The following is a 22,337-nucleotide window of genomic DNA, read 5'->3' as shown; positions in this document are numbered from 1 at the left end:
GATGCGAATGGTTGATATCATTGACACCAAAAGAAATGGCGGAGTCCTAAGCGATGAGCAATTACAATTCTTTGTTGATGGCGTCGTTAATGGAACGATTCCTGACTATCAAATCAGTGCTCTCCTTATGGCAATCTATTTCCAGGATATGACCAAAGAAGAACAGACGAGCCTAACAATGAAGATGATGGAGTCTGGTGAACGATTAGACTTGAGCCGAATCCCTGGAATTAAGGTTGATAAACATTCAACAGGTGGTGTTGGTGATAAAGTGAGTTTGCCACTTGCAGCAATGGTCGCCGCTACAGGAATTCCGGTTCCGATGATTTCAGGTCGTGGCCTTGGTCATACAGGAGGCACGCTTGACAAGTTAGAAGCAATTCCGGGATTTCGAGTAGAACTTTCTGAAGATGAATTCATTAATCAAGTTGCTAAAGAAAAATTAGCAATTGTAGGTGCGACTGGTGAGGTTGCGCCAGCAGATAAGAAAATTTATGGATTGCGGGACGTTACTGATACTGTTGACTCGATTCCTTTAATTGCTAGTTCAATTATGAGTAAGAAGATTGCTTCTGGAACAGATGCGCTTGTAATTGATGTTAAAACTGGTACTGGTGCCTTTATGAAGACACTTGATCAATCAAGACTACTAGCTAAAGCGTTAGTTGAGATTGGTAAACAAGCAGGATTAAAGTGTATGGCAGTAATCTCAGATATGAATCAGCCGCTTGGGAATAAAATTGGTAATGCCCTTGAAATTGAAGAATCAATTGATGTCTTAAAAGGAAAGGGACCAAAAGATCTTACTGAATTAGTCTTGGCGCTTGGTAGTTATATGGTTGTAATGGGTGAAAAAGCACAAAATACTACTGAGGCACGAAAGATGTTAGAGCAAACTATTCAGGAGGGATCAGCCCTGGAAAGGTTTGCGGCAATGATAGAAGCACAAGGTGGAGATCCTGCTGTTGTTGATAACTACCAATTAATGCCGCAAGCTAAATACAAGATTCCTTTCAAGGTTGATCGGGATGGCGTATTGACAAAGCTTTCAGCAGATGAAGTTGGAACTGCTAGCATGTTATTAGGTGGAGGTCGTCAAAAGGCAGATGACACCCTTGACTATAGTGTAGGAATCGAATTGCACCATAAACTGGGTGACCATGTTAAAGATGGCGAACCAATTTTAACTATCTATAGTAACCGCCAAGAAATTCCAGACGTAGAACAGTTATTAAGAGAAAGTATTAAAATTAGTAATGATGGCAAAGTACCGACGCTAATTCATGAAATTATTGAATAAAAAGACAGGAGGATATTTCAATGAGTACACATATTAATGCAAAAATGGGTGATTACGCAGACACTGTATTACTTCCAGGGGATCCGCTACGTGCAAAATATATTGCAGAAAACTTCCTGGAAAATGTTAAACAAGTAAATTCAGTCCGGAATGCCTTTGGTTATACTGGTGAATATAAGGGTCACCGTATTTCAGTACAAGGATCTGGGATGGGAATTCCTTCGATGTCAATTTATATTAATGAGTTAGTACGCGAATTTGGTGTTAAAACCATTATCCGGGTTGGTTCTTGTGGCGGAATTGCTCCAGATGTTCATGTTCGCGATGTTCTTCTTGCCCAAGGGTCTTCAACTGATTCAGCGGTAACGGTAAATACATTTGGACCAGGATTCCATTACGCACCATTAGCTGATTTCAAGTTGTTAGATACTGCCTATCATGTAGCTGGTAAATTAGGTATTGAAACAAAAGTTGGGGATATCTTTGCTGCCGATCGTTTCTACAATGATGAGCTTGATATGGAAAAGCTTCGTGACTATGGAATTTTAGGAACAGAAATGGAATCTGCCGGACTTTACTTGTTAGCGGCTAAGCTTCATTTCCGGGCACTTTCAGTTTTGACTGTTAGTGACTTAATCTTTGGTGACGAAAAAGCAACCGCTGAAGAACGTGAACGAACATTCAATGATATGATTAATATTTCGCTTGAAACGGCAATTGCTGGAAAGTAACTTCTTGCATAAGCTAGAGAGTGAATTTTATAATAAAATGTGGTTTAGATAATGAAAGTGAGTGGGAATTAACCTTCTCGACAAGGCGGTGGGCTAAGGATAGAATGGTGATTAGCACGGCACGGGTTGATTATCGTTCGAACTTAGCCTCTAGCCTTGTGGTTAATTTCCACGATATCGTAACAATATTAGTATAAAAAACGAGGCTGTTGAAAAAACAAAAGTTTTTTCTCAGCCTCTTTAATATGGGGAAAGGAGGGAAATTAGATGAATGATAAAGATAAGATTGAATTAGCGCTAAAAGTAGCAACCTTATATTATCGTGATGGATGGAACCAAAGCGATATTGCAACTGAACTAAATATTTCCCGGGCAACAGTGTCACGATTATTACAATTTGGTCGGGATCGAGGATTAGTAACCATTAAAATTCATAATCCGGTTGCTCCGCTTCACCAGTTGGAAGTAGACTTACTCGCTAAATATCCATCATTGCATAAAATTATTATTGTTCCAGGCACGGATGATCCACTTGAAGAAGTTGGCGCAGCGGGTGCTAAATATATCGAACAAGTCGTAGAAGATAAAGACATTATTGGCTTAGGCTGGGGAAAAACCGTCTATCAAGTAGGATTGCATTTAAAACCTAAAGACGTTACTGATATTACTGTTGTTCAAATGAAAGGCAGTATGGCAAATACTAATACGCGAAATTATGCGTTTGAAACGGTTAATATCTTTGCCAATGCTTTTAATACCGTTCCACAGTATTTGCCGTTACCAGTTATCTTTGATCATGCAAAGACACGTGAATTAGTTGCTAATGATACCCACATCAAACATATTTTGAAATTAGGGGAGCAGTCTAATATCGCTGTTTTCACAGTGGGGACAGTACGTGACTCAGCATTGTTATTTAAATTAGGTTATTTCACCAAGCAGGAGCAATTAACGTTGCAACATGAGGCGGTAGGGGATGTTTTCTCTCGTTTCATTGATAGCAAGGGCCAGATAGTAAATGAAGATATTAATCAACGAACAATTGGGATTGCGCTCCCAGAGTTGCGAAAGAAAAAACACAGTATTTTAGTAGCAGCAAATGTTGCTAAGGTACCAGCAGTGCATGGTGTTTTAACTGCTGGTTATGCAAATACATTGGTTATTGATCAGGAGAGTGCGAATAGCCTAGTTAATTTTTTAAATTAATTTAAATTAATTTAAATATTTAGATTGACCTCAGTGCGAAATCCTAGTAGAGTATACCTAATTAAAAATCAAAGGAGTTGCACTACAGATGTCAAATTGGGACACGAAATTTGCCAAGAAGGGCTTAACCTTCGATGATGTATTACTTATTCCAGCTGAAAGTCATGTATTACCAAATGAAGTTGACTTGAGTACACAGTTAGCTGATAATTTGAAGCTTCATATTCCGTTGATTAGTGCCGGAATGGATACTGTTACTGAAGGACCAATGGCGATTGCAATGGCCTTACAAGGTGGCTTAGGGGTTGTTCACAAAAACATGTCAATCCAAGCCCAAGCAGGAGAAGTAGCTAATGTAAAGAGCGTAGTCGTACCTGCAGGAGCAACTAAGGCTGCAGTTGATGATAATAATCGTTTATTAGTTGCTGCAGCAGTTGGGGTTACTAGTGATACTTTTGAACGTGCTGAAGCCCTTTTGAAGGCGGGTGCAGATGCTATCGTTATTGATACAGCTCATGGACATTCAGCAGGTGTTCTTCGTAAGATCGCAGAAATTCGCGAACACTTCCCAGACGCAACTTTAATTGCCGGTAATGTTGCTACTGGTGAAGCTACTCGCGCTTTGTTTGATGCTGGTGTTGATGTTGTAAAAGTTGGTATCGGTCCTGGTTCAATTTGTACTACTCGGGTGGTCGCTGGAGTTGGTGTTCCGCAAATTACTGCTATTTATGACGCTGCTAGTGTTGCTCGTGAATATAACAAGCCAATTATTGCTGATGGAGGTATTAAGTACTCTGGTGACGTTGTAAAAGCTCTTGCTGCTGGTGGTAATGCAGTAATGCTTGGTAGTATGCTTTCTGGTACTACGGAAGCACCTGGCGAAGTTTTTGAAGACAATGGCAAGAAGTACAAGGCTTATCGTGGAATGGGTTCTGTTGGTGCAATGGCTCAAGCACATGGTTCCTCCGACCGTTACTTCCAAGGTGGGGTAAATGAAGCTAATAAGCTTGTTCCGGAAGGTATTGAAGCTCGGGTAGAATACAAGGGCGATGTTTCTGATATTGTTTTCCAAATTGATGGTGGCCTTCGTTCAGGAATGGGTTATGTTGGTGCTGGTGATATTCCAACATTGATCGAAAAAGCCCAATTTGTCCAAATTACTAATGCAGGACTTATTGAGTCACATCCTCATGATGTCCAAATTACTCGTAGTGCACCTAACTATAAATAATTAATTTAATAAGGAACTGCTATGGCTTTATTCATGAAGATATAGTCACAGCAGTTTTTGTTTCCCGAGAAATAATGGAGGGTAAACTTTTTGTTAAGGCTATCCTAGAATGATCGCTTTTTTCGCATAGTTAGTTATAATATTCAATAGGATATTATGCTGCAAAAAGGAGTACCTCTTATGAAAATTCTAGTTGTTGATGATGATAAAGAAATTGTTCAATTACTTGAAATTTACATCCGAAATGAAGGATATGAGCCAATTTCTGCTTACGACGGAAAAGAAGCGTTGACAAAGCTAAATACTAATCCTGATATCGGTCTGATTATTCTTGACTTAATGATGCCAGAAATCGATGGAATGGATGTAATTAAGCGGGTGCGGAAAGATTCTGATATTCCAATTTTAGTGCTTTCAGCTAAGACGGCAGATATGGATAAGATACAAGGTTTAATCACTGGTGCAGACGATTATGTTACTAAGCCATTTAATCCGCTTGAAGTAATGGCACGAGTTAAATCATTACTTCGTCGGAGCCAAGGAGAAGTGACAAATGATCAACCAGATATTCTTAATGTTGGTCCATTATTAATCAATAAAGATTCTCACGAGGTTAAGACGATTAAAGGGGATGTAATTCAATTAACAGCCCTTGAATTTGGCATCTTATACTTACTTGCCAGTCACCCTAATCGTGTTTTCTCAGCAGATGACATTTTTGAGCGGGTATGGCAACAAGAAAGTGTCGTATCAGCCAAAACAGTCATGGTTCACGTGAGTCATTTGCGGGATAAAATTGAAGAAGCAACTAACGGTGAAAAGGTTATTCAAACTGTTTGGGGTGTTGGTTATAAGGTGGAAGACCACTAAAGCCTAGCCTTAAGGATGTGGAGGAAAAATTGTGAAGTTAACGGGGCGTGAAAAGAGTTCGCTTATTTTAGAAGGGGTAGTAACGGTTATCTTATTGTTATTGCTGAATATGGCGATTATCGTAATTATTCAAGATGCCATTCAGTCAAATCCGGGAGTAACCAATGGAATCTTTATGATTAAGCAGTCATTGAAGATTGGCCCTCTTCAAGCACAAATATGGAGCTATCAACGGATCTTAATTGCCTTTTTAGTAATTATTGATGTGTGGGTGGTATGGTGGCGATTGCGTCGCCGGTACCACCTTTATCAAATGGATCATATTATCGCGGAATTACACTATATTGCGCAGGGACATTTGGATCATCGGATTCCGTTTCGGCTAAAAGGGAATCAACAGCATGTTATTACTAGTGTAAATGCATTAGTTGATAGTGCGGTGCGTTCAATGGATGATGAACGGAAGATTGAAAAGTCAAAAGATGAACTGATTACTAATGTGAGCCATGATTTACGGACGCCATTGACTAGTATTATTGGCTACTTGGGATTGATTGAAGATAAGCAGTATCGTAGTGAGGAAGATATTCTAAAATACACCCATACTGCTTATGAGAAAGCTAAGCAAATGAAGACCTTGGTGGATGATTTGTTTGAATATACAAAAGTTCAGCAACATGGGGCACCGGTAAATATTATGAAAATCGATCTTAACCAGTTAATTGAACAGTTAACGGCAAGTTTTGAATTAGAAGCCCAGCACCGCGGAATCGAAATTACTTCCTCAGTTATCCCTAATCCTTTAATGATTGAGGCGGATCCGGAGAAGCTTGGTCGAGTTTTTAATAATTTAGTTTCAAATGCCTTTAAATATGGCAATGGTGCAAGTTACATTCGGATCGATGCCCGGCAAGAAAATGATATGGTGGTCGTCAAAGTTGCTAATGATGGTACACCAATTCCTGAAAAAGCACTTGACCACCTATTTGAGCGTTTCTACCGCGCAGAAGCTTCCCGTTCACGAGCTACTGGTGGAACGGGATTAGGTTTAGCGATTGTCAAAAGCATTGTTGATCTTCATCATGGGAGCGTCAAGGTTACTTCAAATGAAGACGAAACAGCATTTATTGTTACATTACCTTTAAAACAAGAAGTTAAAGAAACCAACCAAAAATGAGAAAAAAGTCTAAAATCAAATGATTTTAGACTTTTTTCTTTTTCAATTATATTCAACTAATTTTATATGTGGTAGACTAAAAGAGCATTGTGTCACTTGATATTATAAAAGATACAAATTATTGGAGGAAATTCTGTGGCTAAAGCACAAATAAATCCAGAAAGGACACGCTGGCTTGAGGTGCTTGGTGTCTCAATGCCATTATGTCTTAGTTATATTCCGATTGGATTGGCCTGTGGAATCTTACTACACGCAGCAGGTTTAAACTTTATAATGATTTTATTGGTGTCGGTATTAGTGTTCTCTGGTGGGGCACAATTTATTCTGGCATCGTTATTAGCAAGTAACGCTCCATTAGGGACTATCTTTATCTCACTTTTCTTCTTAGAGTTACGATATGCATTGTTAGGATCGAGTTTATCTAAATATATTAAGGATAAATCAGCACGTTTCATCCTCATCTTTTCTGCATCAATGAACGATGAAAATTATGCTGTTAACTATATGAAGTTTGCAACTGATAAGAAATGGGATCCCGATGACGCGTTGTTAGTGGAGTATTATTCACTTGCAGCATGGTCGACTTCAAACATGGTTGGTGGTTTGATCGGTGGTGCAATTTCGATTGACCTTGAAGTGGTTGATTTTGCATTAACGGCCTTATTTTTATATATGATCGTAATGCAGGTTCAAAACCACTTGACCCTAGTTATTGGCATCTTGGCAGCTGTTCTTGGTGCATACTTCCAGGCATTGACTAAAAGTACACTTGGGATTATTATTGCAACCTTAATTGCTTCCTTTGTTGGATTCTTGATTGAAAATACAGTTCGTCACCATAGTAAGCATCCAAACTCGAACTGGTTCTTGACAAAAATGTTTAGGCCGAAGATCACAAAGACTACGATCGAGGATAAACAAGCTCAACAAAAAGAAGTTAAGGAAGTTGAAAAACTGGAAACTAAGATTGAAGATGTTGTTGAACACCATGATGAGAAACATGAAGAGAAAAAACATGATGATCAACATCCTGATGAGGGCTAGACATGGAACAACTATTAAGTAATAAAATCGTTTACCATATTATAGTGATTATCTTGGCAGCTTTAGCGGCATTTATTCCCCGTTATCTACCAGTATTATTCTTCTCAACGCGAAAAATCCCAGAATGGTTTAATGAATGGATGAAATATGTCCCAGTTAGTTTATTTGCGACCCTGGTTGTAAAAGGGATCTTCTTAACTGGTTCTTATCATTTTACTCTATTCGGTTATCCAGAACGGATTATTGCAGCATTGATCGTGATTGTGATTGCGTACTTTACTCGATCAATGTCGATTTCAGTAATTGCTGGATTGGTTGCTGTTTGGCTTCTGAGTTTAGCGTTATAAGAGTAGTTTTGTTATAATTATAAACAGTGGATTGGTTTCTAGCTTGCGAAGAAGCCAATCCCTTTTATTTTAGGAAGTGAGTACGTTGGATTTTAAGCAAACAATTGCATTTGTTAATCTTGCTAATACTTTGGATTATCAATATGCAGCAAAAAAATCAGGGATAACGGTTGATGAATTGGTTCACACAATTAAGGCGCTTGAAGAAGAGCTTAACATCAAGCTTATTAGACCCGAAGGCGGCGTAGTTGAATTAACTGAAATCGGGGCGTTTTACCGTTGATCACTGAGATTGCTCAAAAACATGCTAAATTATTATCGGTAGTTACGGATTATCGAAAAAAGGAAGCGGAAGAAGCGATCAAAGTTACTGTCGTCCCAGGCTTTGCCAATTATCAAGCAGCCCCGGTTGTTAAAAAATTAGCCCAGCAACATAAAATGAATCTTGTTGAAGATGTTGATCCAATGGCACAGCTACAACAAGGGGAAAGCGAGCTGGCATTTATTAGTTATGCCGGCAAACTTCCCGATGATTTTGAGGTGCTTTCAGTGGGAACTGATGACTTAGTAGCTTATATCCCAGCGCGGAACCCACTTTCTAAACAAAAGGAATTAACGCTTACTGATCTAAAAGCAGAAAAATTTTTAACACTAAACCATCAAAATCCATTTGCAGTCTTTGTTCAACAGGTTTGTGCTGCGGCTGGGTTTGAACTATATTCTGTTTTTGAAGGAGAAAAAGGAAGAACATTAGTAAATATGGTTGCTTTAGGGATGGGGATAACCTTGTTGATGGAACAATCAATAAGTGAAAACTTAGATAGTAAAGTGGTTAAAGTGCCGATTGTTCCCAAAGTTACTCAAAACCTTGCATTTGTTCGTCGTAAAAATGTAGAATACACGGCAGAGCAAGAAGAGTTATGGCAAGCTCTAAAAGAATCCTTTGAAAAATAGAAAAAAGGTTTGACAATTTCGCAGACTACGCTTATTATCATAAGTAACAAAAATACCTTTAACTTAGTCCCGTGAGGCTAGGAAGGATTTAATTGAGCGTTTAAGTAAACCTTCTTAGCTATTGCTGAGAAGGTTTTTCTTTTAAGCAGTAGCACCAAGAATACGCCAGTAAAATCAATAGGTATTTTGAAACAACCGACCATTTAATTGTTTCCAGAGAGAGCAGAACGGTATGTTGTTTTTAGCCTACTTATATCCTAAAAGCAAACAGTGATGCCTCTCGAAATTTAAATGGGAAGTTATCACTGTTTTGTTGTAATTAGACTGGAAAAGGAGCGCTATTGATGATTAGTACAGAAAGAATTCAACCAAATTTAGTAACAGTTGCCGACATGGATGCAGCAGATGCAATTGATTTAATTCATGAAGCCCAAGCATATAAAGCTGGAAAGCAAGCGGTTCTCACTGCACCGGCATACGCGGTTAACCTCTTCTTTGAAAACTCAACCCGAACAAAGACTAGTTTCCAAATGGCACAAATGAAGTTGGGGATGAATGTACTAGAATTCGAAGCGGGCACGAGTTCAGTGAAAAAAGGGGAAAGCCTCTATGACACTGTTAAGACAATGGAATCAATCGGTGTAAATGTTGCGGTAATCCGTCATCCTGAAAATGAATATTACAACCAATTGATTAATCATTCAGACCTTAAGATCGGAATTGTAAATGGTGGTGATGGTAGCGGCCAACATCCATCGCAATGTTTACTTGATATGATGACAATTAATGAAGAATTTGGCGATTTCAAGGGGTTAAAAGTACTAATTATTGGTGACCTTAGTCACTCTCGAGTAGCGCACTCAAATGCAATGATGCTTAATCGTCTAGGAGCAGAGGTTTATTTTGCTGGCCCAGAAAAATGGTATGATCCTACGCTGGAACAATATGGAACTTTTGGTGACTTTGACGAATTGCTTCCTCAAATGGATGTAGTTAATTTACTACGAGTTCAAAATGAACGGCTAACGACTGCTGACGGTCAAGCTTTTGACGCTAATCAATATCACCAAGCTTATGGTTTAACTTTAGAGCGAGCCGCAAAGATGAAACAGGGGGCAATCATTATGCATCCGGCACCTGTTAACCGGGGTGTTGAAATCGATAGCTCTCTTGTAGAAGCGCCTAATTCCCGCATTTTCCAACAAATGACAAACGGCGTATATACCCGGATGGCAATTCTTAGTCGAGTTCTTCGTTACCAAGGATTGATGTAAAAAGGTGATTACGATGAGTAAGGCAGTTTTACTAACGAATGGCCGACGAGTTTATAATGATGAATTGGTTAAGACTGAAGTTTTGATTGTAGATAGCAAGATTAAGGCAATTGGCGAGCATATCCAGGCACCAAGTGATGCAGAAAAAGTCGACCTGGATAATGGCTTGATTACACCAGGACTAATTGATGTTCATGTCCATCTTCGCGAACCAGGCTATACCAATAAAGAAACGATTGCTACAGGAAGTAAAGCCGCTGCACATGGTGGCTTTACGACAATTGCTGCAATGGCCAACCTTAATCCGACATGTGACACACCAGAAAAATTTAAAGAACAGGTTGATCGGAACGAGAAAGCTGGACTGGTAAAAATCCTCCAATATTCACCAGTTACAGTTGGTCGGGCTGGAAAACAAGCAGTTAATGTTGCTGAGCAGTATGCTGCAGGTGCCCGTCTTTTTAGCGATGATGGTGCGGGAATTCAAGATGCTGGAGTTGTATACCAAGCAATGCAACAACTAGCGAAAGTTAACGCTCCGTTATGTGATCATGCGCAAGATAATCAACTTGCACAAAATGGGGTAATTAATGATGGGGCAACTATTGCTAAAAAACTAGCACTACCAGGAATGCCAGCGATTAGTGAAACAGCGCAAATTGCTCGGAATTTGGTGATTGCTCAGGCAACTGGGGTCCATTATCATGTTTGCCATGTTTCAACTAAAGAAAGTATTGACCTGATTCGTCATGCCAAACAACAAGGAATTAACGTTACATGTGAAGTGACTCCCCATCATTTACTTTTAGCCGATGCTGATATTAAAGAGGATGATGCTGAATTTAAGATGAATCCACCTCTTCGGCAGCGTCTTGACCAACAGGCTTGCTTAATTGGGCTATTGGATGGCACGATTGATTGTATTGCTACTGATCATGCGCCACATACCGATGCGGAGAAGCAGCAAGGATTTCTTAAATCACCAAATGGTATTGTTGGCTCAGAAACAGCTTTTGCCTTACTCTATACACACTTTGTTAAAACGGGTATCTTTACGCTTGCCCAATTGATTGACTGGATGGCCGTTAAGCCGCAAGCGATTTTTAACCTTGATAACGCTGGATTATTAAAGGTAGGGGACCCAGCAGATATTGCTGTATTTGATATCGATCATCAAGATGTAATTCAACCAGACCAGTTTTTCTCTAAGGGTCACAATACTCCATTTGTTGGTAAACAAGTATACGGAATGACTAAGCGAACTTATGTCGATGGAAAACTCGTATATCTGGAGGGAGAAGGATAATGCAAGAAACACAACGATTAGCAGTTGAATTGCCGGGATTATCACTAAAAAATCCGATTATTGCGGCAAGTGGGACTTGTGGATATGGGCAAGAAGCAGCTAAAAAGTATAATCTTAATCATTTAGGCTCCCTTGTGTTAAAGTCCACTACCCTCCATCCCCGCCAAGGTAATCCACGTCCGCGAGTTTGTGAAACCAGTGCCGGTTGGCTTAATGCTAATGGTCTTCAGAATGTGGGCATTACCGCAGCAACTAATGAAAAAATTCCGTGGTTACGAAAAAATTATCCGCAACTACCGATTATTGCAAGTGCTGCTGGTTTTTCTGAAGACGAATACGTTAAAGTTGTTAGTGAATTTGCTAATACGGCTGGGGTGAAAGCAATTGAATTAAACGTATCATGTCCGAATGTAAAACACGGCGGGATGGCAATGGGAACTGATCCAGAAGTGCTTCAACGATTAGTAAAACAAGTAGTTAAAGTTGCCCTAGGAATTCCCATCTATGTAAAGCTAACACCAAATGTAACTAATATTGTTCCCCTCGCGCAAGCAGCTGAGCAAGGGGGCGCTAATGGCCTGACGATGATTAATACGTTAACGGGATTAAGCATCGACTTAAAAACCCGGCGCCCGGCTTTAGCTAATGTAACGGGCGGTTTATCAGGTCCTGCCATTAAACCTTTAGCATTAAGAATGATTCACCAGGTCCGCCAGGTTTCTTCTTTACCGATCATCGGCGTGGGTGGAATTGAATCAGCTGAAGATGTTCTTGAATTTATGATGGCGGGTGCTAATGCTGTTCAAATCGGGGCAGCTAGTTTTCATGATCCATTGGTTTGCCCGAAAATTGCAGCTGATTTACCAATCGTAATGGATAGATACGGGATTAAGAAACTTACGGATTTATGGGAGGTAAGATTTTGAAACGCTTCGTACCGATGGTGGCTATCGATGTTGCAACTAAGCAGGAAGCAATTGACCTATTTGATAAATTAATGGTAAAACCGCAGCCGATCGTAAAAATTGGAATGGAATTATATTATGGCCTGGGACAAGTAATTGTTAAAGAGGCGAAAAAGCGGGGATTTAAGGTATTCCTTGATTTGAAATTATACGATATTCCGAATACTGTTCATCGCGCAATGGCAGCTATTGGCCGATTGGGAATTGATTTTACGACAATTCACGCAGCTGGAGGTAGTGAAATGCTGATTGCCGGATTAGCCGGTCTAGAAGAAGGAGCTAAGGAAGCAGGCGTTGAACCAGCAAAGTTATTAGCAATTACCCAACTTACTTCGATTGATGAAAAAATTCTCCATGAACAACAGCATGTTGATTTGTCGTTGATTGAGTCAGTCCAAAGTTACGCGCGCTTAGCAGAAAAAGTAGGATTGGCCGGCGTAGTATGCTCAGCCCATGAAATCAAGGCAATTCGTGAAGTGACGGGGGATGATTTCCTATGTGTAACGCCAGGAATCCGCCCAACTCATGCAATAAAAGATGATCAAAAGCGAGTGGTTACACCAGCACAAGCAAGAATAGATGGGAGCAATGCGATCGTAGTGGGACGACCAATCACCCAGAGCTTTGACCCAGTTGCTGCTTATCAAGAAGTCCAAAAAGCATTCTTAAATGAGGAGGAAGAAAAATGACATATTCACAACGCGTTGCAAAAGCATTATTAGATATTCATGCTGTTACCCTTAGCCCAGACCAACCATTTACCTGGGCAAGCGGTCTAAAATCTCCAATCTATACCGATAATCGATTGACGATTTCTTATCCAGAAGTTCGGCAAGCAATTTTTAATGGGATGGTTGAACAAATTAAACTTCATTTTAGTGAGGCCGATGTTATTGCCGGAACAGCAACTGCTGGAATTCCTCATGCGGCATGGGTTGCCCAGAATATGGAATTACCGATGATTTATGTTCGGACTAAGCCGAAAGATCATGGTCAAGGCAAGCAAATTGAAGGGGTGCTTAAAGAAGGACAAAAAGTCGTCGTGATTGATGACCTTATTTCAACTGGTGGTAGTGTATTAAACGCTGTGCGGGCGGTTAACAATGCAGGCGGAAAAGTAATTGGCGTTGTTTCTGTCTTTACTTATGATTTGCCAGCTGCTGAACAAAACTTTATGGCAAATGGACTAAAATACTATTCAGTAACGGATTATATGACTTTGATTAAGGTCGCAAAGGAAAATGACCAAATTAGTGCGGACCACCTCAAGTCTCTTCAAGAATGGCGGAAAGACCCGTTAAGCTGGAGTAAAGAGCAAGCATCATAATAATTAATTATCAAAAAAGCCTAAGATTGATTCAGAAAAAAGTTAATCTGAATTAATCTTAGGCTTTATCTTATTGTTTATCTTCCCAAATCTTTTGGAGCATTGGGTAGCGTAAGTCACCAACTTGTACTACTTGATAATCTGCATTTGCTAATGTTGTAGCATCACCAACGCCAATTGCAATTGCATTTATATGGTGAATATTTTCAATATCATGAGCTGTCGTTCCAACTCCAATGCAATTAGCTCCGATAAGATTTAATTGATTAACAGCAGTTAGATATGGGCTTTCTTTATCATTAGTCCTAACGATACTATCGACATAATTATCAAGGCCAATTTGTTTAAGGACATTTTGTACATCTCCATTAGCATCTAACACGGCAATTTTAACGTAATGATCATAGAGATTTAGTAAAAGACGCTTAATCCCTGGAAGTTGATCCTTTTCACTTAGGCTATCCGCTTCTTCGTTAAGGAATTTTTGCCATTCTGCAATCATTGAAGCCTTTTCGCTTGGGGCAGGATTAGCATTAAAATGTGCTAAGACTAGGGAGAGCCCTTGCGAAGGAGTAAGGTTATCGAATTGGGAAGCTAATTTTCCAGGTAATCCCATCCCAAATTCATACATTACAAAACGTTGCCATGCAGTAAAGGATAACTTATTTGTATTAACAAAGATATTATTAAACGAAAAAATCGCACCATCCATGATTAAACATCCCTTCATAGATAATTATGTCTATATTTTAACGTAATCGAAAATGAAAGGGAATACATTAATTAAGCATTTACTTTAGCGAGGTTAGCGGCATAATCGATTCCCTTTACATCTAAATACTCAATAATTTGATTGATTGTAATAAATGGTACATGAACTCGGTTAGCAAGGACTGACAGACTATCACGACGAGCCATCGTGCCGTCACGCTTTAACACTTCGATAATAACAGCAACTGGTGCCTTTCCTGCTAAATAGGCAAGATCAATAGCTGCTTCGGTGTGACCGATTCGATCTCTTAATCCATGAGGTTGGGCGTAAAGAGGTTGAATGTGGCCGGGATGATTAAAGTCAGATGCTTGGGCAGTTGGCTTGGCAATTTGCCGAATCGTTGCTGCGCGGTCAAAAGCGGAAACACCAGTAGTAACACCGGTTGCTTCTAAGGTACCATCAGTAGTAACCATAAATGGTGTTTGGTGTGGGTCAGTGCTATGCTCTACCATGGGCTTAAACGCTAAATGCTTAGCAATATCTTCGCTTACTGGCACACACATCAAACCATTTGCCTCGTTCAACATTTCATAGATAGTATCAGCGTTGACATTTTCACCTAAAGCTACTAAATCACCTTCGTTTTCACGATCTTCATTATCGGCTAAGATAATATAACCACCATTTACTAATTGGTTTAATGCTTCTTCAACAGTTGAAAATTGACTTTGCATAATTTATATACTCCTTTGAAATTCTGAAAGTGATAGAACAGTTACATTCGAATGTGTTATTATAATAACGAACGTTTTAATTTAAATCAACCTATTTTTAAACTAAAACACGAATAATATTAAAAGATTTCAAAGGGTAAGTTTGCTAAAGAGCTGGAGAAAATAAAGATTTCTCACCAGCTCTACGCTCTATCTTTAGAGTAACAAAAAAGTCCAGAACGAGATATTTTTCGTCCTGAACTAATCTTAGGTTGTTCTATTTTGTCATGTAATCACGAGTCATTGGTAAGTTTTTACCTGAAGGACCCTTAGTTATCAAGTATTGAATAACATCAATATTTCCAGATTCAAATGATGCAGCACATGCTTGAAGATATAAATCCCACATCCGTGTAAAACGTTCACCCATCATATCAAGGATTTGAGCACGATGTTCATTAAAGTTCATGTCCCAAATTTCGAGGGTGCGTTGATAGTGACGGCGAAGCATTTCGATATCAGCGATTTGCATATGATTTTCTTCAATGTGACCGATCATTTCTTCGAGACCAGGTACATAACCGCCAGGGAAGATATACTTGTTAATCCACCCATTATATGCACCGCCTTGTTGACGAGTGATACCATGAATCAAGGCAACACCATCATCAGCAAGGCAACCTTGGATATCTTTAAAGTAAAAACCTAGATTTTCTTTTCCAACGTGTTCAAACATACCAACGGATGTAATATAATCCCACTTTTGGTCACCAAGTTCACGGTAATCAACAAGTTTAACTTCGGCAACGTCTTGCAAACCTTCTTTTTCAATCCGTTCCTTAACAAAGCGATATTGTTCTTCGCTTAAAGTAACCCCAGTAACTTTTAAGCCATATTCTTTTGCAGCAGTTAACATTAATGTTCCCCAACCACATCCAATATCAAGCAATGTTTTGCCAGGCTTTGGATCAAGCTTCTTTAAGATGTGATGAACCTTATCAACTTGTGCTTTTGTAAGATCATCATGGTTGCCATCAGTAAAATAAGCACATGAGTAAGTTAGCGTATCATCAAGCCATAACTTGTAGAAGTCGTTCCCAACATCATAATGACTTTGGACATCATTTTCGCTCTCTTTTTCTGAGTGGCCTTGTTTAGGCAAAAATTTGCGGAACTTAGAACTCCGCATAAAACTATCGGCACTTTCATATGCTGATTCGATCAATTTTTGAATGCTACCCTGGATCTCGATTTTCTTATCCATGTAGGCTTCCCCAAGTGCAATTGAGGCGTTCTTGGTAATATCACGCATTGGAATTTTCTCATTAAAGGTGATAGTTACCTCAGGAGTTCCGTCACCATAGATAACACTTGATCCATCCCAAAATACGATCTTTACGGGAATGTTAAATGAGTGCTTTAGTAGTGACTTGTAGAACGTCTTTTCTAACATGAAACGCATCCTTCTTTCTGCAATAATAATATTCATTATAACACCCTGAAAATAAAAGTGTTTCAAGACAATTAATGAAAACATTTCATAAGAAAGCGATAAACTAATTGCTGAAAAAATGAAAGCTTGCTACTATGCTAATTAGTAGGAAAAATAGGGAGATGATTGAATGACGAATGCCTGGAAGCATTTTATTGAGAATGTAAAACTACGGCGTTTCACTGTCTTATTATTAATCATTGTCGTACTCTGGCTAATGAAATCAATGATGAATTTAATTTTATTTACATTTATTCTTACTTATCTTGTTGTTAGTTGGGTAAGACTCGTCCAGCGATGGTTACCACGAATGTCGACAAGTTTAATTGTAATCGTTACCTATGTATTGTTAATTGTTCTCTTATACTTAGGGGTGACCCGCTATTTACCGGTTTTATCTCGGCAAGTTGTTAAAATGGTCAATTCAGTAGTTCATTTCTATAGTACTCATCAAGCGACGATGATATATCGTTATGTCAGCCATTACATAAGTACCGCCACTATTATGAGTCAGGTTCGGCATGGGATAACAATCGCGGTTAGTACTTTGACAAGTATTGGTGCAATTACCGTTTCATTTGTAATGTCTTTAATCTTGAGCTTTTTCTATACGCTTGAATTAAAACAAATGAATGAATTTTCTCATAGCTTTTTAGATAGTGATTTTGGCTGGTTTTTCCAGGATATTGATTATTTTGGTAAAAAATTTGTCAATACTTTTGGGGTAGTATTAGAGGCCCAATTTTTTATTGCTATTTGCAATACAGTGATTACCACGATTGGCCTATTATTTATGCGGATGCCGCAGATTTTTGCCCTATCGTTAATTGTGTTTATCTTTAGTTTGGTTCCGGTTGCTGGAGTAATTATTTCAACAATCCCATTGGCGATGGTTGGTTACTCAGTCGGTGGAATTCGCGATGTGGTTTACATTATCATCATGATTATCATCATCCATACTTTGGAGGCCTACGTCTTAAATCCTAAGTTTATGTCTAGCCGGACAGATCTACCAATCTTTTATACTTTTATCGTATTACTGATTGGTGAACATCTTTTTGGTACATGGGGATTGATTGTGGGGGTACCAATCTTTACCTTCTTACTTGATGTATTAGGCGTAAAGCCCATTCGCGGTGCAAAAAGAATAAAAAAAGAAGTGTGAGTGAGAATTAGCCTTGTGACGACGCGAAGTTATTTCCATAATGTCTTGCTACTATTCATGGAAACAGTTAAGGCTGGGAGAAAAAGTTTTCTCCTAGTTTTTTGTTATCCGAACAATTTATGTTAATTCATTGGATAAAGTTAATTAAAATCGAACTTATTTTGCAAAATTGCTGAAAAAGTCTTGAGTTAGTGTATAATAAAATTAAGATAGGTCTAAAGAAAGGAAGCTGATATTCATGACAGACATCGAGATTGCAGACCAAGCGACACTGGAACCAATTACAGAAATTGCCGAGAAACTCGGACTTTCAGAAGACAAAATCGAACAATATGGTAAGTATAAAGCCAAAATTGATTTAAATGTAAAGCCTTTACCTGATAAAAAACATAAACTAATTTTAGTTACGTCCATCAACCCTACTCCTGCTGGTGAAGGGAAGTCGACTGTCCTCATTGGCTTAGGGGATGCATTAAATCAATTAAATTATCAGACAACGATTGCAATGCGTGAACCATCGATGGGGCCTGTTTTTGGAATCAAAGGTGGTGCAACTGGTGGTGGATATAGTCAGGTTGTTCCAATGGAAGATATTAACCTGAACTTTACCGGTGACTTGCATGCTCTTACAAGTGCTAATAATACTTTGGCCGCTTTAATTGATAACTATATTATGCGTGATAATGCACTGAACCTTGATCCGCGGCGAATTATCTGGAAACGGGTAGAAGACGTTAACGATCGTGCTCTCCGAAATGTAGTTACCGGTCTTGGCGGTCCAATGGCTGGTGTTCCACGTGAAACAGGCTTTGACATCACAGCTGCTTCCGAGTTGATGGCAATTTTATGTCTATCAACTAGTCTTCATGACTTGAAAGAACGGATTAGTCGAATTGTAGTAGGATATACATACGATAAAGAACCGGTCACAGTTGGCCAGCTTAATTTTCAGGATGCAATTACAATTATCTTGAAAGATGCATTAAAGCCTAACCTTGTCCAAACTTTAGACCATACGCCAACAATCGTACATGGGGGACCATTTGCCAACATTGCCCATGGGTGTAATAGCGTTTTGGCGACGCAAACTGCCCTTAACCTTTCTGACTATACTGTGACGGAAGCTGGCTTTGGGGCTGACCTTGGTGGGGAAAAATTCCTTGATATTAAACAACGTGTTCTTGGTAAGCATCCAGATGCAATTGTCATCGTAGCGACTGTCCGAGCGCTAGAATACAATGGCGGTGCCAAACTTGCAGACTTAAATGATGAAAATCTTGATGCGCTGAAAAAAGGAATGGCAAACCTTAATCGTCACATTAAGAATATGCAATTATATGGGTTACCAATCGTAGTTGCAATCAACCATTTTGTCAGTGATACCGATAAAGAAATTCAAATGATTAAGGATGACTGTGCTAAGCAAAATGTTGAAGCAATTTTGACTGATGCTTGGGCTAAGGGCGGTAAAGGTACCCATGATTTGGCTAATAAAGTAGTCGAACTTGCTGATAGTCCAAGTGAATTTACTCATATCTATGACGTTCAAGTTGATGACCTTCAAACTAAGTTAGAGAAGATTGCTAAGCAGATTTATGGTGCTAAAGAAGTATCATTTAGCCGTAAAGCACAAAATCAATTGAAGCGATTTGCTAAGTATGGATGGAATGACTTGCCAGTATGTATTGCTAAGACCCAGTACTCATTTACAGATGACCAAAAACAACTCGGTGCCCCAACTGACTTTACTTTCCATATTCGGGAATTGGTACCAAAGATCGGTGCCGGCTTTATCGTGGCATTAGCTGGTAATATGATGACAATGCCAGGTCTCCCTAAAGAACCAGCGGCTGTAAACATGACGATTGACGATAATGGTAAAATTACCGGATTATTCTAAATAACCAACACAAAACATCGATTGTGCAATAACGTACATCGATGTTTTTTTCACAAACTTTTCAAGGCTAGCGGGTTGAAGTTGTTGATATACTGCTATGTGAACTTAATCGTTTTCTTGTGAAATTATAAAATAAGGACTACAGTAGAGGTATATCGTTTTATAAGTTTAATTAGGTAGAGGTGAATGACTAATGGAAAAGAAACTACATGGCGCAGATATTGTTATTGATAGTTTAAGAAAACACGGGGTTAATCTCGTCTTTGGTATTCCCGGAGCGAAGATTGATCGTTTGTTTGAAGGACTAGATGGTCAAGACAGTGAAGATGCACCTAAATTAATTGTTACCCGGCATGAGCAAAATGCGGCGTTTATGGCCCAAGCTTATGGTCGCTTAACCGGAAAAACAGGGGTCGCGATCACTACATCTGGCCCAGGAGTTGGTAATTTAGCAACTGGGATCATGACAGCCAACGCAGAAGGAGATCCAATGTTAGCGATTGGGGGACAAGTACAACGAAAAGACCTTCATCGCGCAACCCACCAAAGCACGCCTTCAACTGAAATTATGGCACCGATTACGCAATATAGCGCTGAAATTCAAGACTCTAATAATATTTCAGAAATTATGGCCAATGCATTTGAAGCGAGTCAGGATGCACGTAAGGGAGCAGCTTTCGTTAGTCTTCCACAAGACGTTGATGATGCTGAGGTAACTGAAAAGCCATTGCCAATTTATGAAACACCTAAGATGGGTCCTGCTGATCCAAATGACTTACAAAAACTAGTCGAACTAATTAAAAATAGTAAAATGCCGGTTATCTTAGTCGGTCAACGGGGCGCGGATGAAGAAATTACGACTGCTATCCGCAAATTATTAAGTGATTATTCATTGCCTGTTGTTGAAACATATCAAGCGGCTGGAGTAGTATCACGTGACTTAGAACAACAGTCATACTTTGGACGGATTGGCCTTTTCCGTAATCAAGTAGGAGATCAGCTTCTTCAACAAAGCGACCTTGTTATTGCTGTTGGTTATGATCCGATTGAATATGAACCACGGAACTGGAACAAGGAGGGGAATCTGCGAATTGTAAACCTTGATACCTTGCCAGCGCAAATTGATAACCACTATACGCCAATCATGCAACTAGTTGGTAATATTGCTATAAGCTTAACGGAGCTTGATAAGTTACTAAAAGGGTATGAATATCCTGTTGCAGCCACTGAGCAACTCGCTAAGTATAAGCAAGAACTTGACCAAGATAAAAAGATTCAAGTACCAACAAGCAATGATGCCAGCCATCCGTTAGCGGTTGTGCATGCAATTCAAGAAAATGTTACTGATGATATGCACGTTGCGCTCGATGTGGGTTCCCACTATATCTGGATGGCACGACATTTCCGTTGCTACCAACCACGACACCTGTTAATTAGTAACGGGATGCAAACACTGGGCGTTGGCTTGCCATGGGCGATGGTTGCAGCGATGCTTTATCCCGAACATAAATCAGTGGCAGTTTGCGGGGATGGAGGCTTCCTCTTCTCTGGGGCGGAATTAGCGACAGCCGTTCAACACCATCTTAATGTTGTAACGATTGTATGGAATGATGGTGGTCATTACGACATGGTTAAGTTCCAGGAAGAGATGAAGTATTCACAAGCAGCTGGTGTTAAATTTGGAAATGTTGATATCGTTAAGTATGCTGAGAGTTTTGGTGCAACTGGACTGCGAGTAAATAAGCCGGCTGACCTTACTAAGGTACTCAGTCAAGCGTTTAATATTGACGGCCCAGTTGTGGTAGATGTGCCAGTTGATTACAGTAATAATAAAGAATTAGCTGCCAACTTGATTGATTCACAACTCGGCTAAGAGGAGAACAAAGATTATGACAACATTATATGAACACGGAACGTTAGCTGCGTTGATGGCAGGAAATTTTGATGGCACAATTACTGTCGGTAATTTGCTAAAACATGGTTCGATGGGAATCGGTACTTTTACTGGCTTAGACGGTGAGGTTGTTATCCTGAATAATGAAGTGTACCAGGCCGTTTCAAGTGGTCAAGTTAACCACATTACAGATATGGATGCTACAATGCCATTTGCTTCAGTCCATTTTCCTGCTGAACAACAGGATATAACATTAAGGAATATAAACTTTGCTAAACTGAATAATGATTTTGTTAAAGAACATCAGCTTACTAATGTTTTTGCATTCTTACAATTGAGTGGTGAGTTTAAGCACGTCAAAATTCGGATTGCTCCGAAGCAAGAAAAGCCATACCCGACTTTACTCGATGTTGCGCAACACCAGCCTGAATTTGCGGCTGATAATATCGCAGGGACAATCATCGGCTACTATGCGCCAGAAATCTTTGGAACAATAACGGCAGCGGGATGGCACCTTCACTTTATCAGTGATGATCGACAATTTGCTGGTCACCTTCTGGCGTTTGATGCCCCAGAATTAACAGGTAGCTTTGAAATTTTTGATAACCTGGAACAACATCTGCCGATTCATAATCAAGAATTTCGGGAGAGTACAGTTGATATGGCAACTTTACGTGATGGAATTGCTAAATCAGAAGGAAATGCAGACTAAAGAACAAATGAAGCAGC

At 39.4% G+C, this 22,337-nt stretch carries 22 protein-coding genes; 19 read left to right on the top strand and 3 right to left on the bottom strand.

Features of this window, described 5'->3' with window-relative positions:
- Position 1 precedes the first annotated feature (1 nt).
- The 15 genes from QOS06_RS05160 to pyrE all read left to right on the top strand — a co-directional run bounded on the left by QOS06_RS05160 (position 2) and on the right by pyrE (position 13,732).
- Complete coding sequence (locus QOS06_RS05160) at positions 2-1,300, top strand: pyrimidine-nucleoside phosphorylase (protein ID WP_152717481.1); 1,299 nt, start codon at positions 2-4, stop codon at positions 1,298-1,300.
- 20 nt (positions 1,301-1,320) lie between these two features.
- Complete coding sequence (deoD, locus tag QOS06_RS05155) at positions 1,321-2,031, top strand: purine-nucleoside phosphorylase (RefSeq protein WP_003665392.1); 711 nt, start codon at positions 1,321-1,323, stop codon at positions 2,029-2,031.
- A gap of 267 nt (positions 2,032-2,298) precedes the next feature.
- A complete protein-coding gene (deoR, locus tag QOS06_RS05150; RefSeq protein ID WP_085679926.1) occupies positions 2,299-3,237 on the top strand; it encodes a DNA-binding transcriptional repressor DeoR in 939 nt (312 codons plus the stop codon).
- 88 nt (positions 3,238-3,325) lie between these two features.
- Entirely contained in the window at positions 3,326-4,468 is a 1,143-nt protein-coding gene (guaB, locus tag QOS06_RS05145; protein WP_003669685.1) for an IMP dehydrogenase, read from the top strand.
- 180 nt (positions 4,469-4,648) lie between these two features.
- Positions 4,649-5,338, top strand: a complete 690-nt coding sequence (croR, locus tag QOS06_RS05140) for a response regulator transcription factor CroR (RefSeq protein ID WP_003665397.1) — start codon at positions 4,649-4,651, stop codon at positions 5,336-5,338.
- Positions 5,339-5,369: 31 nt separating this feature from the next.
- Complete coding sequence (locus QOS06_RS05135; RefSeq protein WP_003670350.1) at positions 5,370-6,515, top strand: sensor histidine kinase; 1,146 nt, start codon at positions 5,370-5,372, stop codon at positions 6,513-6,515.
- 135 nt (positions 6,516-6,650) lie between these two features.
- Complete coding sequence (locus tag QOS06_RS05130; protein ID WP_078009410.1) at positions 6,651-7,559, top strand: AzlC family ABC transporter permease; 909 nt, start codon at positions 6,651-6,653, stop codon at positions 7,557-7,559.
- A 2-nt stretch (positions 7,560-7,561) separates the two neighbouring features.
- Complete coding sequence (locus tag QOS06_RS05125; RefSeq protein ID WP_003669691.1) at positions 7,562-7,906, top strand: AzlD domain-containing protein; 345 nt, start codon at positions 7,562-7,564, stop codon at positions 7,904-7,906.
- An 85-nt stretch (positions 7,907-7,991) separates the two neighbouring features.
- Positions 7,992-8,189: a LysR family transcriptional regulator gene (locus tag QOS06_RS05120; protein WP_225362753.1), complete on the top strand. Its 198-nt coding sequence runs from the start codon at positions 7,992-7,994 to the stop codon at positions 8,187-8,189.
- Positions 8,186-8,860: a LysR family transcriptional regulator substrate-binding protein gene (locus QOS06_RS05115; RefSeq protein ID WP_225362754.1), complete on the top strand. Its 675-nt coding sequence runs from the start codon at positions 8,186-8,188 to the stop codon at positions 8,858-8,860. Before QOS06_RS05120 ends, QOS06_RS05115 begins: the two co-directional genes overlap by 4 nt.
- Before the next feature lie 344 nt (positions 8,861-9,204).
- Complete coding sequence (locus QOS06_RS05110; protein WP_003669696.1) at positions 9,205-10,134, top strand: aspartate carbamoyltransferase catalytic subunit; 930 nt, start codon at positions 9,205-9,207, stop codon at positions 10,132-10,134.
- A 13-nt stretch (positions 10,135-10,147) separates the two neighbouring features.
- On the top strand, positions 10,148-11,440 hold the full coding sequence (pyrC, locus tag QOS06_RS05105) for a dihydroorotase (protein WP_085679932.1): 1,293 nt from the start codon (positions 10,148-10,150) through the stop codon (positions 11,438-11,440).
- Positions 11,440-12,366, top strand: coding sequence for a dihydroorotate dehydrogenase (locus tag QOS06_RS05100; RefSeq protein ID WP_085679935.1), 927 nt, complete (start codon positions 11,440-11,442; stop codon positions 12,364-12,366). The genes pyrC and QOS06_RS05100 overlap by 1 nt, the downstream gene beginning before the upstream one ends.
- Positions 12,348-13,094 carry an orotidine-5'-phosphate decarboxylase gene (gene pyrF / locus QOS06_RS05095; RefSeq protein ID WP_019253190.1) on the top strand — a complete coding sequence of 249 codons (747 nt, stop codon included), beginning with the start codon at positions 12,348-12,350 and terminating at the stop codon, positions 13,092-13,094. The genes QOS06_RS05100 and pyrF overlap by 19 nt, the downstream gene beginning before the upstream one ends.
- Positions 13,091-13,732, top strand: a complete 642-nt coding sequence (gene pyrE / locus QOS06_RS05090) for an orotate phosphoribosyltransferase (protein WP_003670364.1) — start codon at positions 13,091-13,093, stop codon at positions 13,730-13,732. Before pyrF ends, pyrE begins: the two co-directional genes overlap by 4 nt.
- Positions 13,733-13,802: 70 nt before the next feature.
- On the opposite strand, the gene QOS06_RS05085 is transcribed toward pyrE, so the two are convergent.
- The 3 genes from QOS06_RS05085 to QOS06_RS05075 form a co-directional block, all read right to left on the bottom strand.
- On the bottom strand, positions 13,803-14,462 hold the full coding sequence (locus QOS06_RS05085) for an HAD hydrolase-like protein (RefSeq protein ID WP_078009407.1): 660 nt from the start codon (positions 14,460-14,462) through the stop codon (positions 13,803-13,805).
- 53 nt (positions 14,463-14,515) lie between these two features.
- Positions 14,516-15,178: a 3,4-dihydroxy-2-butanone-4-phosphate synthase gene (gene ribB, locus QOS06_RS05080; protein ID WP_078009406.1), complete on the bottom strand. Its 663-nt coding sequence runs from the start codon at positions 15,176-15,178 to the stop codon at positions 14,516-14,518.
- Positions 15,179-15,434: 256 nt separating this feature from the next.
- Positions 15,435-16,610, bottom strand: a complete 1,176-nt coding sequence (locus tag QOS06_RS05075; RefSeq protein WP_283595600.1) for an SAM-dependent methyltransferase — start codon at positions 16,608-16,610, stop codon at positions 15,435-15,437.
- 169 nt (positions 16,611-16,779) lie between these two features.
- Between QOS06_RS05075 and QOS06_RS05070 the strand changes: the two genes are divergently transcribed.
- From QOS06_RS05070 to budA, 4 genes are all read left to right on the top strand, one after another.
- The gene (locus QOS06_RS05070; RefSeq protein WP_085649653.1) at positions 16,780-17,814 is read left to right on the top strand and encodes an AI-2E family transporter; all 1,035 of its coding nucleotides are present in this window, start codon (positions 16,780-16,782) and stop codon (positions 17,812-17,814) included.
- 238 nt (positions 17,815-18,052) lie between these two features.
- Positions 18,053-19,714, top strand: coding sequence for a formate--tetrahydrofolate ligase (locus QOS06_RS05065; protein WP_283595591.1), 1,662 nt, complete (start codon positions 18,053-18,055; stop codon positions 19,712-19,714).
- A 193-nt stretch (positions 19,715-19,907) separates the two neighbouring features.
- Positions 19,908-21,587 (top strand): acetolactate synthase AlsS, encoded by a 1,680-nt coding sequence (gene alsS, locus QOS06_RS05060; protein ID WP_283595590.1) that lies wholly within the window; start codon positions 19,908-19,910, stop codon positions 21,585-21,587.
- A gap of 16 nt (positions 21,588-21,603) precedes the next feature.
- Positions 21,604-22,320, top strand: coding sequence for an acetolactate decarboxylase (budA, locus tag QOS06_RS05055; RefSeq protein ID WP_230212202.1), 717 nt, complete (start codon positions 21,604-21,606; stop codon positions 22,318-22,320).
- Positions 22,321-22,337: the final 17 nt, after the last annotated feature.

The sequence above is a fragment of the Limosilactobacillus sp. DJ3M12 genome (assembly GCF_947381695.1).
Classification (GTDB): Bacteria; Bacillota; Bacilli; order Lactobacillales; family Lactobacillaceae; genus Limosilactobacillus; species Limosilactobacillus kinnaridis.
Note: the sequence above shows the minus strand (reverse complement) of the source record. Positions and strands in the feature narration are given on the sequence as shown.

Excerpts from the sequence above, each read along its gene's own strand:
- QOS06_RS05100 (WP_085679935.1), top strand. The coding sequence starts at position 11,440 with ATGCAAGAAACACAACGATTAGCAGTTGAATTGCCGGGATTATCACTA.
- QOS06_RS05075 (WP_283595600.1), bottom strand. The coding sequence starts at position 16,610 with ATGTTAGAAAAGACGTTCTACAAGTCACTACTAAAGCACTCATTTAAC.
- QOS06_RS05125 (WP_003669691.1), top strand. The coding sequence starts at position 7,562 with ATGGAACAACTATTAAGTAATAAAATCGTTTACCATATTATAGTGATT.
- guaB (WP_003669685.1), top strand. The coding sequence starts at position 3,326 with ATGTCAAATTGGGACACGAAATTTGCCAAGAAGGGCTTAACCTTCGAT.
- ribB (WP_078009406.1), bottom strand. The coding sequence starts at position 15,178 with ATGCAAAGTCAATTTTCAACTGTTGAAGAAGCATTAAACCAATTAGTA.
- deoD (WP_003665392.1), top strand. The coding sequence starts at position 1,321 with ATGAGTACACATATTAATGCAAAAATGGGTGATTACGCAGACACTGTA.
- pyrF (WP_019253190.1), top strand. The coding sequence starts at position 12,348 with ATGGGAGGTAAGATTTTGAAACGCTTCGTACCGATGGTGGCTATCGAT.
- QOS06_RS05085 (WP_078009407.1), bottom strand. The coding sequence starts at position 14,462 with ATGAAGGGATGTTTAATCATGGATGGTGCGATTTTTTCGTTTAATAAT.
- deoR (WP_085679926.1), top strand. The coding sequence starts at position 2,299 with ATGAATGATAAAGATAAGATTGAATTAGCGCTAAAAGTAGCAACCTTA.
- QOS06_RS05160 (WP_152717481.1), top strand. The coding sequence starts at position 2 with ATGCGAATGGTTGATATCATTGACACCAAAAGAAATGGCGGAGTCCTA.
- croR (WP_003665397.1), top strand. The coding sequence starts at position 4,649 with ATGAAAATTCTAGTTGTTGATGATGATAAAGAAATTGTTCAATTACTT.
- alsS (WP_283595590.1), top strand. The coding sequence starts at position 19,908 with ATGGAAAAGAAACTACATGGCGCAGATATTGTTATTGATAGTTTAAGA.
- budA (WP_230212202.1), top strand. The coding sequence starts at position 21,604 with ATGACAACATTATATGAACACGGAACGTTAGCTGCGTTGATGGCAGGA.
- QOS06_RS05070 (WP_085649653.1), top strand. The coding sequence starts at position 16,780 with ATGACGAATGCCTGGAAGCATTTTATTGAGAATGTAAAACTACGGCGT.
- pyrC (WP_085679932.1), top strand. The coding sequence starts at position 10,148 with ATGAGTAAGGCAGTTTTACTAACGAATGGCCGACGAGTTTATAATGAT.
- QOS06_RS05110 (WP_003669696.1), top strand. The coding sequence starts at position 9,205 with ATGATTAGTACAGAAAGAATTCAACCAAATTTAGTAACAGTTGCCGAC.
- QOS06_RS05065 (WP_283595591.1), top strand. The coding sequence starts at position 18,053 with ATGACAGACATCGAGATTGCAGACCAAGCGACACTGGAACCAATTACA.
- pyrE (WP_003670364.1), top strand. The coding sequence starts at position 13,091 with ATGACATATTCACAACGCGTTGCAAAAGCATTATTAGATATTCATGCT.